Genomic DNA, 14,986 nt, shown 5'->3' with positions numbered 1-14,986 from the left:
TCAGTGGTTTCCGAAAGTTGCGAAGACCTGCGACAGTATCGCAGCCGGGTCACGGCGGGTACCCCGTTCCCGCGGGCGGAGCGACGGGCGAGTCCCCGCGGGAAGGCGATGTGATGAGAGCGGTCCTGGTCGAGGCGTTCGGTGCCGCGCCGCAGCTGCGCGACGTCCCCGAGCCGGCGTGTCCGGCCGACGGCGCGGTCATCGAGGTGCGCGCCACCGGGCTGTGTCGCAGCGACTGGCACGGCTGGGCCGGGCACGACCCCGACATCGCCCTGCCGCACGTGCCCGGCCACGAGTTCGCGGGGGTCGTCGCCGCGGTCGGCCCCGACGTCCGCAGCGTGCGCGTGGGCAGCCGGGTCACCGTCCCGTTCGTCTGCGCGTGCGGCCGCTGCGCGACCTGCCGGGCCGGCGCCGGGCAGGTGTGCGAGGACCAGTACCAACCGGGCTTCACCGGCTGGGGCTCGTTCGCCGAGCGGGTGGCCGTGCCCCGCGCCGACGTCAACGTGGTGCCGCTGCCCGACGAGCTGACGTTCGCCACCGCCGCGGGACTGGGCTGCCGCTTCGCGACCGCCTACCGCGCCGTCACCGCGCACGGTCGGGTCGGTCCGGGCGACCACGTCGCCGTGTTCGGCTGCGGCGGGGTCGGCCTCTCGGCCGTCCAGATCGCCGCCGCGCGGGGTGCGGAGGTCGTCGCGGTCGACGTCTCCGCCCGCGCCCTCGCGCTGGCCGCCGAGGTCGGCGCGCGGCACACGATCCCGGCGGCCGACGCCGCCGCGCGGCTCGCCGAGCTGACCGGGGGCGGGGCGCACGTCACGATCGACGCGCTCGGCGACGCCACGATCCTGCGCACGGCGCTCGCGGCGCTGCGGCCGCGAGGGCGGCACGTGCAGGTCGGGCTCCTGGTGGGCGCGGACGCGGACACCGCGACGCCGATGGCGACGGTCATCGCGAAGGAGCTCGAGCTCTACGGCAGCCACGGCATGGCCGCGCAGGACTATCCCGCGATGCTGGCCGAGATCGCGGCCGGCCGGTTGCGGCCCGACCGGGTCGTCACCGGCGAGATCGGGCTGGCCGCGCTCGCCGGCGCCGACGGTGCCCTCGCCACCATGGGCGACGCCCCGCCGACCGGCGCGGTGGTGATCGACCCGGCCCGCTCCTGAGACGTCGGGACGCACGGTCGGAGTGCTGCGGTTCGGGTACCGAGTCGGCATGCGGATAGTCGTGACCGGCGCGTCCGGCAATGTCGGGACGGCCCTGCTGCTGCGCCTCGGCGCGACCGGCGAGCACGAGCTGGTGGCCGACGCCGTCGTCGCGGCCAGCGTGCCCCACCTCGTGCACCAGTCCTCGATCGGCGCCTACGCCCGCGGCGCGAAGACGCCGGTGACCGAGGACTGGCCCGCCACCGGCATCGGCACCTCGCCCTACAGCGTCGACAAGGCGGCCGCGGAGCGCACGGTGAACCGCGTCGAGGAGCACGCCACCGTCACCCGGATGCGCCCCGCGCTGATCCTGCAGGACGCCGCCGCCAGCGAGATCGGTCGCTACTTCCTCGGCCCGCTCGTGCCCAAGGCCCTCGTCGGTCGGCGCTCGCTGCGCCTCGCCCCGTTCTCCGACGCGCTGTCGGTCCAGCTCGTCCACGCCGACGACGTGGCGGCCGCCCTCGACCTGGTGCTGACCACCCGCAGCGGCGGGGCGTTCAACGTGGCCGCCGATCCGGTCATCGACCGAGCGGTGTTCCGCCGCGTCCTCGGCGGCGTCGGTCCGGTCGTCCCGGTGCCCGCGCTACGAGCGGTGGCCGCCGCGACGTGGCGGCTGCGGCTGCAACCCACCGACCCGGGCTGGGTCGACCTCGGGTCGGGCACGCCGCTGCTGGACACCGGCCGCCTGCGGGCACTCGGCTGGGCCCCCGAGCACGACGCGGCCGACGTCCTCGGTCGCTTCGTCGACGCCCTGCACCGGGGAGCGGGGCGGCCCGGCCCGTTGCTGTACCGACGCGGGCGCGATCGCTGACCACCGGACACGCCGGCCACCCGTTCGCTACGGTCGGGTCGGTGCCCGGCGAACGGAGGAGCGGACGTGGGCAAGGCACGGATCGTCCCCGACGCCGACGCGGCGGTCGCGGGTATCGAGGACGGCGCGACCGTCCTCGTCGGCGGCTTCGGCACGGCCGGGCAGCCGATGGCGCTCGTCGACGCGCTGCGCCGCACCGGTGTCCGCGACCTCACCGTCGTCAACAACAACGCCGGCAACGGTGACGTCGGGCTCGCTGCCCTGCTCGCCGCCGGCTGCGTCCGCAGGATCATCTGCTCCTTCCCGCGGCAGACCGACTCGTGGGTCTTCGACGGGCTCTACCGCGACGGACGGATCGAGCTCGAGCTCGTGCCGCAGGGCAACCTCGCCGAACGGATGCGTGCCGCCGGCGCCGGGATCGGGGCGTTCTTCTGCCCCACCGGCGTGGGGACGCCGCTGGCCGAGGGCAAGGAGACCCGCACCATCGACGGTCGTGACTACGTCCTCGAGTACCCCATCCGCGGCGACGTCGCGCTCGTCAAGGCCCACCGCGCCGACACGGCCGGCAATCTGGTTTATCGCAAGACCGCGCGAAACTTCGGGCCGGTCATGGCCGCGGCCGCGACGAACACGATCGTCGAGGTCGACGACATCGTCGAGGCCGGCGCGCTGGACCCCGAACACGTGGTGACGCCGGGCATCTACGTCGACCGCATCGTGCGCGTCGCGGAGGAGGCGTCGTGACGGGCACACACGACGGACCCGTCGAGAACCTCGACCGCGGTCCGCTCGACCGAGCCGAGATCCCGGCCCGGGTCGCCCGCGACATCCCGGCGGGCGCCTACGTCAACCTTGGCATCGGCCAGCCGACGAGCGTCGCCGACCACCTCGACGTCGACGCCGGGGTCACCCTGCACACCGAGAACGGCATGCTCGGAATGGGACGCATCGCCGACGCCGAGCGTGGCGACGTCGTCGATCCCGATCTGATCAACGCGGGCAAGCAGCCGGTCACCGAGACGCCGGGGGCCAGCTACTTCCACCACGCCGACAGCTTCGCCATGATGCGTGGCGGGCACCTGGACGTCTGCGTGCTCGGCGCCTTCCAGGTCTCGGCGACCGGTGACCTCGCCAACTGGAGCACGGGGGAGAAGGGCGCGATCCCCGCCGTCGGCGGGGCGATGGACCTCGCCATCGGCGCCAAACGCATCTACGTGATCATGACGCTGTTCGCGAAGGACGGCACGCCGAAGCTCGTGCCGCAGTGCTCGTACCCGCTGACCGGGGTCGGCTGCGTCACCCGGCTGTACACCGACCACGCGCTGTTCGCGATCGAGCCCGACGGCGTCCGGGTGGTCGAGACGTGGGGCAGCTCGGTCGCCGACCTCGCAGCCCGCCTCGACGTCCCGCTCGTCGACTGACCCGCGCGAGCGGCCGCGCCCCGTGCGCGCCCGGGCCGGTACGCGAACGACGTCCGTCGTACGGCTCAGGTCGGCGACCGAGCTGCCGAGGGGAGGACAGTGACGGTTGCGGACGAGGTGGTGGCGGTGGGTGCCGGGACGGACCCGGCAGGCGTGACGGACCTGATCGCCCGGGGCGACGTCCGGACCGTGTTCCAACCGATCGTCGACCTCGACGAGGGCACGGTGGTGGCCTACGAGGCGCTCAGCCGCGGCCCGGCCGGCCCGTGGGAGCGACCCGACGCCCTCTTCGCCGCGGCCCGGACGCAGGGCGCGCTGGCCGAGCTCGACGTGCTGTGCCGGCGGGAGGCGTTGCGCAGCGCGGTGGCCGTGGGCATCGCCGAGCCGCTGGCGGTGTTCGTGAACGTCGAGCCCGAGGTGCTGGACAGCGAACCGCTCGGCGCGCTCATCGAGATCGCGGACGCGGCCCCCGAGGGGTTGCGCGTCGTCCTGGAGATCACCGAACGGGCGATCGCCGCCCGGCCGGCCGAACTGCTCGCCTGCGTGCGCACCCTGCGTCGCGCGGGCTGGCAGATCGCCCTGGACGACGTGGGCGCCGACGACATGTCGCTGGCCTTCATGCCGCTGCTGCGCCCGGACGTCGTGAAGCTCGACATCCAGCTGGTTCAGGACCGTCCGAGCCCGGCCATCGCCGGGATCATGAACGCGGTCAACGCCTACGCCCAGCGCACCGGCGCCGTCGTCCTCGCCGAGGGGATCGAGGACGAGAAGCACCTCGACATCGCGCGAGCGCTCGGCGCCCGACTGGGTCAGGGGTTCCTGTTCGGCAGGCCGGCGGCCGAGCCGAGCAACGCGCTGCCCCGAGGCGTGCTCGAGCTCGCCGAACGCGACCTGCCGCGCGACATCGACTCGCCGTTCGCCTGCCTGCCCGAGGACGTCGTGCTGCGACGGTCGTCGAAACCGCTGCTCGTGGAGCTGAGCAAGCACCTGGAGCGGGAGGCCCTCGCGCACGGCTCCACCTGCGTGGTCGTGTCGGCGTTCCAGTACGCGCACCATTTCACCCCCGCCACCGCGAGGCGTTACCGCGAGCTGGCCGAGCGGGTCGGTTTCGTGGCCGCGGTCGGCGCCGGGCTGCCGGCCGAACCTGCGCCGGGGGTGCGTGGCGCCGACCTGCCTGGCGACGACCGGTTGCGCGACGAGTGGGACATCGTCGTCATGGCTCCGCACTTCTCGGCCGCCCTGCTGGCGCGCGACCTCGGTGACCGGGGCCCGGACCACGAGCGGCGCTTCGAGTTCGCCCTCACCTACGAGCGCGAGGTCGTCTCGGCCGCCGCCGAGGCCCTGCTCTCCCGCGTGCTCCCGGCACCGGACGGCGCCCGACCCCGGGGCACGGACGGCACGCCCCCGGCGCGCACCGACGTGCTGGACGTGGCGGAGGCCCCGACGAACGCCGCGTCGGTGTCGGTGCTGCGTCGTGCGCTCGCCGCGACGACGAACGGCGTCTCGATCGCGGACGTGACCCGACCCGACCACCCGCTGGTCTACGTCAACGCCGCGTTCGAGCGGCTCTCCGGCCTGCGGGCGGACGAGATCCTGGGGGCGAACTGCCGGGTGCTGCAGGGCGTCGAGACCGATCCCGCCGCCGTCGCCCGCATCAGGGCGGCCATCGAGCAGGGCGTGGAGTGCCGGGAGACGCTCGTGAACTACCGCCACGGCACCGGCGAGGCCTGGTGGAACGAGATCCTGCTCGCACCGATCTTCGACGAGACCGGCCGGCTCGTGCAGTACGTGGGGATCCAGAACGACGTCACCGCCCGCGTGGAGGCCGAGCGGGAGCTGGCCGAGGAACGGGCCCGCTCCGAGGCCTATCTCGCCGAGATGGAGCTGCTCGCCTTCCGTGATCCCCTCACCGGCCTGCTGAACCGGCGTCGGGTCGCCGAACTGCTGACCGAGGCACTGGAACGCAGCCGCGCCGCCGGCACCGGCATCGGCCTGCTGTACGTCGACGTCGACGACTTCAAGCGGGTCAACGACGGCCACGGTCACGCGGCGGGCGACGTCGTCCTCGTCGAGGTGGCCGACCGCCTGCGCGAGGGTGGCCGTCCCGACGCGCTGTACGCCCGCGTCGGCGGTGACGAGTTCCTCGTCGTCCTGCCCGACCTGGACCGCGACGCCGCACCCGCGCTCACGGCCCACGCCGCGAGTGCGCTGCGCCGCCGACTGGGCAGTGGCACCGCCTCGCGTGACGTGTCGGCCAGTGTCGGCTCGAGCTCCTACCCGGTCGACGGAGCCGACTTCGATGCGCTGCTGCACGCTGCGGACCTGCGGATGTACGCCGACAAGGCCCGCAAGCGCACCGCGTAGCGAACGCCCCGCGCCGACCGACGCGTGCGGGTCACACGTTGCGCCGGTACCGGCCGCCGACCTCGAACAGCGCCTCGGTCAGCTGGCCGAGCGAGCACACCCGCGCGGCCGACATCAGCTCGGCGAAGACATTGCCGCCGTCGACGACCACGCGGCGCAGCTGCACGAGCGCCTCCTCGGCCTCGTCGCGGTGGGCGGTCTGGAACTCGGCGAGCCGCCGCAGCTGCGACGTCTTCTCGGCGTCGGTGCCGCGGGCCAGCTCGAGCGCGCGCGGCGGCTCGTCGGTCTCGGGCGCGAGGAAGGTGTTGACCCCGACGATCGGCAGCGAGCCGTCGTGCTTGCGCTGCTCGTAGAGCATCGACTCGTCCTGGATGCGGCCGCGCTGGTAGCCGGTCTCCATCGCGCCGAGGACACCACCGCGCGTGGTGATGCGGTCGAACTCGGCGAGCACGGCGTCCTCGACGAGCTCGGTGAGCTCGTCGACGACGAACGAGCCCTGCAACGGGTTCTCGTTGAGCGCGAGGCCCCATTCGCGGTTGATGACGAGCTGGATCGCCAGCGCGCGACGCACCGACTCGGCCGACGGCGTGGTGACCGCCTCGTCGTAGGCGTTGGTGTGCAGGCTGTTGGCGTTGTCGTAGAGGGCGCACAGCGCCTGCAGCGTCGTCCGGATGTCGTTGAAGGACATCTCCTGCGCGTGCAGCGACCGGCCGGACGTCTGCACGTGGTACTTGAGCTTCTGCGACCGCTCGTTCGCGCCGTACCGGTCGCGCATCGCGACCGCCCAGATGCGGCGCGCCACCCGGCCGAGGACGGTGTACTCGGCGTCCATGCCGTTGGAGAAGAAGAACGACAGGTTGGGGGCGAAGTCGTCGACCGCCATGCCGCGGGCCAGGTAGGACTCGACGTAGGTGAACCCGTTCGCGAGCGTGAACGCCAGCTGCGTGATGGGGTTCGCTCCCGCCTCGGCGATGTGGTAGCCCGAGATCGACACCGAGTAGAAGTTGCGCACGCCGTGCTCGATGAACCACTGCTGGATGTCGGCCATCATGCGCAGGCTGAACTCGGTGGAGAAGATGCAGGTGTTCTGACCCTGGTCCTCCTTGAGGATGTCGGCCTGCACCGTGCCGCGGACGGTCGACAGCACCCGCGCCGCGAGCTGCTCGCGCTCCGCGCCGTCCGGGTCGCGATCGTGCTCGGCGGTGAACGCCTCGACCTGCTGGTCGATCGCGGCGTTGAGGAAGAACGCCAGGATGGTCGGTGCGGGGCCGTTGATGGTCATCGACACCGAGGTCGTGGGCGCGATCAGGTCGAAGCCGGCGTACAGCGCCGCCATGTCGTCGAGCGTCGCGATCGAGACCCCCGAGGTGCCGACCTTGCCGTACACGTCGGGACGCTCCCCGGGGTCGCGGCCGTAGAGGGTGACCGAGTCGAAGGCGGTCGACAGGCGCGTGGCGGGTTGGCCCTCGGACAACAGGTGGAAGCGACGATTGGTGCGGAACGCGTCGCCCTCGCCGGCGAACATGCGGGCGGGGTCCTCGTTGTCGCGTTTGAAGGAGAAGACGCCGGCGGTGAAGGGGAAGCGGCCGGGCAGGTTCTCCGAGCGCAGGAAGCGCAGCAGCGTCCCGGCGTCGTCGAAGCGGGGCAGCGCGACGCGCGGGACGGAGCTGCCCGACAGCGTCTGTCGCCGCAGCGTGGTGTGCAGCTCGCGATCGCGGACGACGACCACCTGCTCGTCGCCCTCGTAGGAGCGGCGCACCTCGGGCCACGCGTCGAGCAGTGCGACGGAGGCCGGCGACATCGCCGCCCGCGCGGCGTCGGCCAGCGTGGCGAGGACGTCCGTCGTGGTGGCGACCGCGGCGGCCGTCGGGGCCGCGTCGGGGTCGAGGTCGGCGAGGGCGCGCACCGCGCGGTCGTGCAGCTCGCAGCGGCCGGCCAGCTCGGCGTCGCGCCGGGTGCGGTCGTGGTACGCGCGGACGGTCTCGGCCACCTCGCCGAGGTAGCGGACGCGATCGGCGGGCACCGCCGTCCACACGCCGGTGGAGGTGCGGCCGGTGACCGGGCGCAGGAACCCCTCGGTGACCGGCAGGCCGCGGCCGGCGAGCTCGTCGCGCAGGTGCAGGTACAGCGCGGTGACGCCGTCGTCGTCGAAGCTCGCGGCCGACGTGCCGAAGACGGGCATGTCCTCCCAGCTGCTGCCGAACGCCTCACGGTTGCGCACCAGCTGACGCGCGACGTCGCGCCGCGCGTCCTCCGACCCGCGCCGCTCGAACTTGTTGATGGCGACGACGTCGGCGATGTCGAGCATCTCGATCTTCTCGAGCTGCGACGCCGCGCCGAACTCGGCGGTCATCACGTACAGCGAGAGGTCGACGATGTCGTGGATGGCGGAGTCGCCCTGCCCGATGCCGGGCGTCTCGACGATCACCAGGTCGAAGCCGGCCGCCTTGCAGGCGGTGATCATGTCCGGCAGCCCGTTCGGGACCTCGGAGCCGCTGTCGCGGGTGGCGAGCGAGCGGAAGTAGACGCGGTCGTCACCGAGGCTGTTCATGCGGATGCGGTCGCCGAGCAGTGCGCCGCCACCGCGTCGGCGGCTCGGGTCGATGGCCAGCACCGCGGTCCGCAGCTTGTCGGCCTGGTCGAGCCGTAGCCGCTGGACGAGCTCGTCGGTCAGCGACGACTTGCCCGCGCCGCCGGTGCCGGTAATGCCGAGCACCGCGGCCGAGCTCCGCGCGGCCTGCGCGACCAGCTCGTCGCCCGGACGCGCGCCGGCCTCGATGGCCGAGATCGCCCGCGCGAGCGCGTCGACCGAGCCGCTGGCGATCGCGTCGGTGGGCGGGAGGTCGCGGGGGCGCGCGACGTCGCTCTCGCGCAGGATGGTGTTGACCATGGCGGCGAGGCCGAGGCGCTGGCCGTCCTCGGGGGAGAAGATGCGGGCGACGCCGGCGCGGTGCAGCCGCTCGATCTCCTCGGGCACGATCGTGCCGCCGCCCCCGCCGTACACCCGGATGTGCCCGGCGCCGCGCTCGGCGAGCGTCTGCACGAGGTACTCGAAGTACTCGACGTGCCCGCCCTGGTAGGAGCTGATCGCGACGGCGTCCGCGTCCTCCTGCACCGCGGCGATCGCGACCTCGTCGACACCCCGGTTGTGGCCGAGGTGGATGACCTCCGCGCCCTGGGCCTGCAGGATGCGTCGCATGATGTTGATCGCGGCGTCGTGGCCGTCGAACAGCGCGGCCGCGGTGACGACGCGGATCGGACGCGACGGGACGTGCAGCGGCACGGACACGATGCCTCCAAATAGTAGGACGTCCTAGTAAACTCGCTGGTGTCAGGATCATGGTTACCGAGGAGTAGCGATACCACCCATGGTGCGGATCACCGACGACCTGGGCCAGCCTGTCACGGTCGGCTCGCCCCACCGGCTCGTCTCCCTGGTGCCGTCGCTCACCGAGGCGATCGCGGCGTCGGCCGCCGCCGATGCGCTCGTCGGCGCCACCGACTGGTGCACGCACCCCGCCGACCTCGCCGTGACGCGGGTGCGGGGGACGAAGAACCCCGACCTCGCCGCGATCCGCGCGCTGCGCCCCGACCTGGTGATCGCGAATCGCGAGGAGAACCGCGAGCTCGACGTGCGGCGGCTGCGGGAGTCCGGCGTGGCGGTGTGGGTCACCGACATCCGCTCCCTCGACGACGCGTTCCGCTCGCTGCGCCGGCTCTTCGCCGAGGCGCTGGGTACCGACGTCCCGGCGTGGCTGGGCGAGGCCGACGCGGTCTGGGCCGAGCCGCCGGTCGTGACCGGCCGCCGCGCCGTCGTCCCGGTGTGGCGCGACCCCTGGCTCGTCGTCGGGTCGCAGACCTTCACCGGCGACGTCGTCGCCCGGCTCGGCCTGGTGAACGTCTTCGGCGAGGCGGCCGAGCGCTACCCACGCGTCGAGCTCGACGCGATCGGGGCGCACCGACCCGACCTCGTCCTGCTGCCCGACGAGCCCTACCGGTTCACCGCCGACGACGGTCCCGAGGCGTTCCCGGGCGTCGCGTGCCCGCTCGTCGAGGGGCGCCTGCTCACCTGGTACGGGCCGTCGCTCGTCGTCGCCCGCGCGGCGCTCGCGGCCGCCGTCGGCTGACGGTCACCGCCGCGTCGTGTCGACGCGGTGAGGGTGGCGCGAGGATCGCGTGAGGACGGCCCCGATCGGCCCCGGGAGCCGGGGTTCGCGCCGTTCACTGGCTGAGCCGCCCGATCCGGGCGGCCCCGACGTGCGGTGAGAGGGCTGCGGTCGGGCTCGGTGTCGATGGAGCGATTCGTGTCCGACCTGTGGGCCGTCCTGGTGACGGTCGGTGTCTTCCTGCTGCTGGCGCTCGTCGCGAGGGGGGCCGAGAAGCTGTGAACGCCGTCAACGCGATCGGGCTCGTGCTCGCGCTCCTGTTCGCCGCCTTCCTGGTGGCGGCGCTGCTGTTCCCCGAGAGGTTCTGATGCCCGAGAGCCTGTCGGTGGTGCTCTTCGTCGCCACCCTCGTCGCGGCCCTCGCCGCCGCGCACAAGCCCCTCGGTGACTACCTGGCCCGCGTGCTGACCAGCACACGGCACCTCGCGGTGGAGCGGGTGGCCTACCGGGCCTCGGGCGTCGACCCCGACGCCGAGCAGTCGACGTGGCGCTACCTGCGCGCGGTGCTCGCCTTCAGCGTCGTCGGCGTGCTGTTCCTCTACCTGTTCCTCCGGCTGCAGGAGCATTTCTGGCCGCCGTTCGGCGTCGCGAAGATGACGGCGGACCAGGCTTTCGACACCGCGGCCAGCTTCGTCACCAACACGAACTGGCAGTCGTACTCGGGGGAGAGCGCGCTCGGCTACGTCGTGCAGATGGCCGGTCTCGCGGTACAGAACTTCGTGTCGGCATCCGTCGGCATCGCCGTCGTCGCCGCACTGATCCGCGGCTTCGGCCGCAACCGCGCCGACACGCTCGGCAACTTCTGGGTCGACATCACCCGGATCAACCTGCGGGTGCTGCTGCCGATCTCCGTCGTCTTCGCGCTCGTCTTCGTCGGCGCCGGCATGATCCAGAACCTGCACCACTACACGGACGTGACGACGCTGACCGGTGGCACCCAGACGCTCACCGGTGGGCCCGTCGCCTCGCAGGAGGCCATCAAGGAGCTCGGGACGAACGGCGGCGGCTTCTACAACGCGAACTCCGCCCACCCGTTCGAGAACCCCACGGCCTGGACGAACTGGCTGCAGGTCTTCCTGATCCTCGTGATCGGATTCTCGCTGCCGCGCACCTTCGGCCACCTGATCGGCGACCACCGCCAGGGCCGCGCGATCCTCGCGGTGATGGCGCTGATCGCGGTGATCAGCGTGACGTTGACGGTCGTGTTCCAGGGCCTGCACCACGGCACCGTGCCGACGGCGGTGGGCGCCGCGACGGAGGGCACCGAATCGCGCTTCGGGGTGGGGCAGTCCGCGGTCTTCGGCGCCGCGACGACGCTGACGTCGACGGGCGCGGTCAACAGCTTCCACGACTCCTACACCAGCCTCGGTGGCGCGATGACGCTGCTGAACATGATGCTCGGCGAGATCGCACCCGGCGGCACCGGTTCCGGGCTGTACGGGATGCTCGTCCTCGCGGTGGTCACCGTCTTCGTCGCCGGCCTCATGGTGGGGCGGACGCCGGAGTACCTGGGCAAGAAGCTGGGCGGTCGCGAGATGAAGTTCGCGTCCCTGTACCTGCTGACGACGCCGACCGTCGTGCTCACCGGCACCGCCCTCGCCATGGCGCTGCCCGGCCAACGCGCGGCGATGCTCAACACCGGGCCGCACGGGCTGACCGAGGTGCTCTACGCGTTCACGTCGGCCGGCAACAACAACGGCAGCGCGTTCGCGGGGATCGGCGTCAACACCGTGTGGTTCAACTACGCGCTCGGCCTGGCCATGCTGCTCGGCCGCTTCCTGCCGATCATCTTCGTCCTCGGCCTCGCCGGGTCGCTGGCGCGCCAGAGACCGGTCCCGGTCTCCGACGGCACGCTGCCCACGCACAAGACGCTGTTCGTCGGCATGTTGTTCGGCGTGACGGTCGTCGTCGTCGCCCTCACCTACTTCCCCTCCCTGGCCCTCGGGCCGCTCGCAGAAGGCCTGCACCGATGACCGCAACGCTCGAGCGGGCTGCGCAGCCCGCGTCCTCCCATCGCGTCCAGGGCGGGTTGCTCGACCCGCGGCAGCTCTGGCGCTCGCTGCCGGACGCGGTCGGCAAGCTCGACCCGCGGACGCTCTACCGCAACCCGGTCATGTTCCTCGTCGAGGTCGGCGCCGTGTTCACCACCGTCATCGCGATCGGCGACCCGTCGGTGTTCGCCTGGCTGATCGTCGGGTGGCTCTGGCTGACCACGCTGTTCGCCAACCTCGCCGAGGCCGTCGCGGAGGGCCGCGGCAAGGCGCAGGCCGACGCCCTGCGCAAGGCCCGCACCGACACCGTGGCGCGGCGGCTCACCGGTGACGGGCGCGAGGAGCAGGTGCCGGCACCGCAACTGCGCCAGGGTGACCGCGTCGTCTGCGAGGCGGGCGACCTCGTCCCCGGTGACGGCGACGTCATCGACGGCATCGCCAGCGTCGACGAGTCCGCCATCACCGGCGAGAGCGCCCCGGTGATCCGCGAGAGCGGGGGTGACCGCAGCTCGGTCACCGGCGGCACCCGCGTGCTGTCCGACCGCATCGTCGTCGAGATCACCCAGAAGCCGGGGGAGAGCTTCATCGATCGCATGATCGGCCTCGTCGAGGGTGCGAGCAGGCAGCGGACGCCGAACGAGATCGCGCTGAACATCCTGCTCGCCTCGTTGACGATCATCTTCCTGCTCGCGACCGTGACCCTGCAGCCGCTCGCGATCTATGCCAAGGCCGACCAGCCCGGTATCGCCGACAGTGCCGCCCTCGACGGGCACGGCATCACCGGCATCGTGCTGGTCTCGCTGCTCGTGTGCCTGATCCCCACCACGATCGGCGCGCTGCTGTCGGCCATCGGCATCGCCGGCATGGACAGGCTGGTCCAGCGCAACGTGCTGGCCATGAGCGGCCGCGCCGTCGAGGCCGCGGGTGACGTCGACACGCTGCTGCTCGACAAGACCGGCACCATCACGCTCGGCAACCGGCAGGCGGCCGAGTTCGTGCCCGTGGACGGCGTCGCGAACGAACAGCTCGCCGACGCCGCGCAACTGTCCTCCCTCGCCGACGAGACCCCCGAGGGACGTTCCGTCGTCGGGCTCGCCAAGACCGCGTACGGCCTGCGCGAGCGGCGGGCCGGGGAGCTCGGGAACGCCACGTTCGTCCCCTTCACCGCGCAGACGCGCATGAGCGGCGTCGACGTCGACGGACGCGAGATCCGCAAGGGAGCGGCAGGGGCGGTGCTGCAGTGGGTCCGCGAGTCCGGCGGCACGGTGGCCGAGGACGTCGGCGGCATCGTCGACGGCATCTCCGCCGGCGGCGGGACGCCGCTCGTGGTGGCGGAGCGCCCGGCCGGTGGAGCGGCGCGGGTGCTGGGCGTCATCCACCTCAAGGACGTCGTCAAGCAGGGCATGCGCGAACGCTTCGCCGAGCTGCGGCGCATGGGCATCCGCACCGTGATGATCACCGGCGACAACCCGATGACGGCCAGGGCCATCGCCGACGAGGCCGGCGTGGACGACTTCCTCGCCGAGGCCAAGCCCGAGGACAAGATGGCGTTGATCAAACGCGAGCAGGAGGGCGGCAAGCTCGTCGCGATGACCGGCGACGGCACCAACGACGCGCCCGCCCTCGCCCAGGCCGACGTCGGCGTGGCCATGAACAGCGGCACCTCGGCGGCGAAGGAGGCCGGCAACATGGTCGACCTCGACTCCGACCCGACGAAGCTGATCGAGATCGTCGAGATCGGCAAGCAGCTGCTCATCACCCGCGGCGCGCTCACGACGTTCTCGATCGCCAACGACGTCGCGAAGTACTTCGCGATCATCCCGGCGATGTTCGCGGTCGTGTACCCGGGCCTGGACACGCTCAACGTCATGCGGCTGCACTCGCCGCAGTCGGCGATCCTGTCCGCGGTCGTCTTCAACGCGCTCGTGATCGTCGCGCTGATCCCGCTCGCGCTCCGCGGTGTGCGCTACACGCCCTCCAGTGCGGCCGCGATGCTGCGCCGCAACCTCTGGGTCTACGGCCTCGGGGGCATCGTCGCGCCGTTCCTCGGCATCAAGGCCATCGACCTCGTCGTCCAATTCGTCCCCGGGATCCGGTGAACCATGCGCACTGTCGGCAACACCCTTCGGCAACTCTCGGCGGCACTGCGGATGCTGCTGGTGTTCACGGTCGTCCTGGGCATCGCCTATCCGCTCGCCGTCTGGGCCGCGGCCCAGCTGCCCGGCCTGCAGCACCGCGCCGACGGCTCCGTCGTCACGCGTGGCGGCAGGCCGGTGGGGTCGGCGCTGATCGGCCAGGCCTTCACCACGAAGGACGGTGATCCGCTGGTGCAGTACCTGCAGCCGCGACCCTCCGCCGGCGGCTACGACCCCACCGCCACCGGGGCGTCGAACCTCGGACCGGAGTCGGTCGTCGACACGCTGCCCGACCCGTCGGTGAAGGCGGACGAGGGCAGTCCCAGCCTGCTCACCCAGGTCTGCACCCGAAGTCGTGACGTGGGGATGCTCGAGCACGTCGACGGCCGGCGGCCGTACTGCACGCCCGGCGGGGTCGGGGCCGTGCTCGCGGTGTTCCGGTCCGGTGCGGACCACCGGGGCCGCGTCACGCGGGTCGTGAGCGTCAACGAGGCCTGCCCGGCGACGCCGTTCCTGCGCACCTACCGTGGCGTGCCGGTGGAGTGCGCCCGTGCCGGCGGCGACTACGCGAAGGGCACGATCACCCCGATCCGCGGCGACGCCCCTGCCGATCCCGTCGTCCCGGCCGACGCGGTCACCGCGAGCGGGTCGGGCGTCGACCCGACCATCTCGCCGGCGTACGCGACGCTGCAGGAACGCCGCATCGCCGCGGCCCGCGGCATCACGGTGGCGCAGGTGGCCGCCGTCGTCGCCGACGTCCGGTCCGGTCGGGATCTCGGCTTCCTGGGCGAACCGGTCGTCAACGTGCTGCGGGTCAACGCCGCGCTCGACGAGCGCTATCCGTACGCCGGCGCTCGACAGTCGGGGCCGTGACCGGGCGGGGCACGCTACGGGTCTACC

12 protein-coding genes are annotated in these 14,986 nt (G+C 72.6%); 11 read left to right on the top strand and 1 reads right to left on the bottom strand.

Annotation, left to right across the window (positions count from 1 at the left end; translation table 11 throughout):
- The first annotated feature begins 113 nt into the window (after nt 1-113).
- The 5 genes from BUE29_RS04540 (at nt 114) to BUE29_RS04520 (ending at nt 5,795) form a co-directional block, all read left to right on the top strand.
- On the top strand, nt 114-1,160 hold the full coding sequence (locus tag BUE29_RS04540) for a zinc-binding dehydrogenase (protein WP_073386388.1): 1,047 nt from the start codon (nt 114-116) through the stop codon (nt 1,158-1,160).
- A gap of 49 nt (nt 1,161-1,209) precedes the next feature.
- The gene (locus BUE29_RS04535) at nt 1,210-2,010 is read left to right on the top strand and encodes an NAD-dependent epimerase/dehydratase family protein (protein WP_073387068.1); all 801 of its coding nucleotides are present in this window, start codon (nt 1,210-1,212) and stop codon (nt 2,008-2,010) included.
- Between the two features lie 66 nt (nt 2,011-2,076).
- Complete coding sequence (locus BUE29_RS04530) at nt 2,077-2,754, top strand: 3-oxoacid CoA-transferase subunit A (protein WP_073386386.1); 678 nt, start codon at nt 2,077-2,079, stop codon at nt 2,752-2,754.
- The gene (locus BUE29_RS04525) at nt 2,751-3,431 is read left to right on the top strand and encodes a 3-oxoacid CoA-transferase subunit B (protein WP_073386384.1); all 681 of its coding nucleotides are present in this window, start codon (nt 2,751-2,753) and stop codon (nt 3,429-3,431) included. The genes BUE29_RS04530 and BUE29_RS04525 overlap by 4 nt, the downstream gene beginning before the upstream one ends.
- A gap of 153 nt (nt 3,432-3,584) precedes the next feature.
- Nucleotides 3,585-5,795: an EAL domain-containing protein gene (locus BUE29_RS04520; protein WP_200800030.1), complete on the top strand. Its 2,211-nt coding sequence runs from the start codon at nt 3,585-3,587 to the stop codon at nt 5,793-5,795.
- Nucleotides 5,796-5,826: 31 nt separating this feature from the next.
- Here BUE29_RS04520 and icmF read toward each other — a convergent pair whose 3' ends face one another.
- Nucleotides 5,827-9,084, bottom strand: coding sequence for a fused isobutyryl-CoA mutase/GTPase IcmF (gene icmF, locus BUE29_RS04515; protein ID WP_143167968.1), 3,258 nt, complete (start codon nt 9,082-9,084; stop codon nt 5,827-5,829).
- 79 nt (nt 9,085-9,163) lie between these two features.
- On the opposite strand from icmF, the gene BUE29_RS04510 reads away from it, so the two are divergent.
- The 6 genes from BUE29_RS04510 (at nt 9,164) to BUE29_RS04490 (ending at nt 14,959) form a co-directional block, all read left to right on the top strand.
- Nucleotides 9,164-9,922 (top strand): helical backbone metal receptor, encoded by a 759-nt coding sequence (locus tag BUE29_RS04510; protein ID WP_073386378.1) that lies wholly within the window; start codon nt 9,164-9,166, stop codon nt 9,920-9,922.
- 135 nt (nt 9,923-10,057) lie between these two features.
- On the top strand, nt 10,058-10,183 hold the full coding sequence (locus BUE29_RS23360) for a hypothetical protein (RefSeq protein WP_268766566.1): 126 nt from the start codon (nt 10,058-10,060) through the stop codon (nt 10,181-10,183).
- Entirely contained in the window at nt 10,180-10,269 is a 90-nt protein-coding gene (locus tag BUE29_RS23025) for a potassium-transporting ATPase subunit F (protein WP_084180677.1), read from the top strand. Before BUE29_RS23360 ends, BUE29_RS23025 begins: the two co-directional genes overlap by 4 nt.
- Nucleotides 10,269-11,933 carry a potassium-transporting ATPase subunit KdpA gene (gene kdpA / locus BUE29_RS04500; protein ID WP_200800029.1) on the top strand — a complete coding sequence of 555 codons (1,665 nt, stop codon included), beginning with the start codon at nt 10,269-10,271 and terminating at the stop codon, nt 11,931-11,933. Before BUE29_RS23025 ends, kdpA begins: the two co-directional genes overlap by 1 nt.
- The gene (gene kdpB / locus BUE29_RS04495) at nt 11,930-14,050 is read left to right on the top strand and encodes a potassium-transporting ATPase subunit KdpB (RefSeq protein ID WP_073386373.1); all 2,121 of its coding nucleotides are present in this window, start codon (nt 11,930-11,932) and stop codon (nt 14,048-14,050) included. The genes kdpA and kdpB overlap by 4 nt, the downstream gene beginning before the upstream one ends.
- A gap of 3 nt (nt 14,051-14,053) precedes the next feature.
- Complete coding sequence (locus BUE29_RS04490; protein ID WP_073386370.1) at nt 14,054-14,959, top strand: potassium-transporting ATPase subunit C; 906 nt, start codon at nt 14,054-14,056, stop codon at nt 14,957-14,959.
- Nucleotides 14,960-14,986 lie beyond the last annotated feature (27 nt).

The sequence above is a fragment of the Jatrophihabitans endophyticus genome, from assembly GCF_900129455.1.
GTDB lineage: Bacteria > Actinomycetota > Actinomycetes > Mycobacteriales > Jatrophihabitantaceae > Jatrophihabitans > Jatrophihabitans endophyticus.
The sequence above is the reverse complement of the archived record's forward strand: the minus strand, read 5'-3'. Positions and strand labels throughout refer to the sequence as shown.

Bases quoted from the DNA above. Each gene is read 5' to 3' on its own strand.
- BUE29_RS04540 (WP_073386388.1), top strand. From the start codon at position 114: ATGAGAGCGGTCCTGGTCGAGGCGTTCGGTGCCGCGCCGCAGCTGCGC.
- BUE29_RS04535 (WP_073387068.1), top strand. From the start codon at position 1,210: ATGCGGATAGTCGTGACCGGCGCGTCCGGCAATGTCGGGACGGCCCTG.
- BUE29_RS04510 (WP_073386378.1), top strand. From the start codon at position 9,164: ATGGTGCGGATCACCGACGACCTGGGCCAGCCTGTCACGGTCGGCTCG.
- kdpA (WP_200800029.1), top strand. From the start codon at position 10,269: ATGCCCGAGAGCCTGTCGGTGGTGCTCTTCGTCGCCACCCTCGTCGCG.
- kdpB (WP_073386373.1), top strand. From the start codon at position 11,930: ATGACCGCAACGCTCGAGCGGGCTGCGCAGCCCGCGTCCTCCCATCGC.
- BUE29_RS04490 (WP_073386370.1), top strand. From the start codon at position 14,054: ATGCGCACTGTCGGCAACACCCTTCGGCAACTCTCGGCGGCACTGCGG.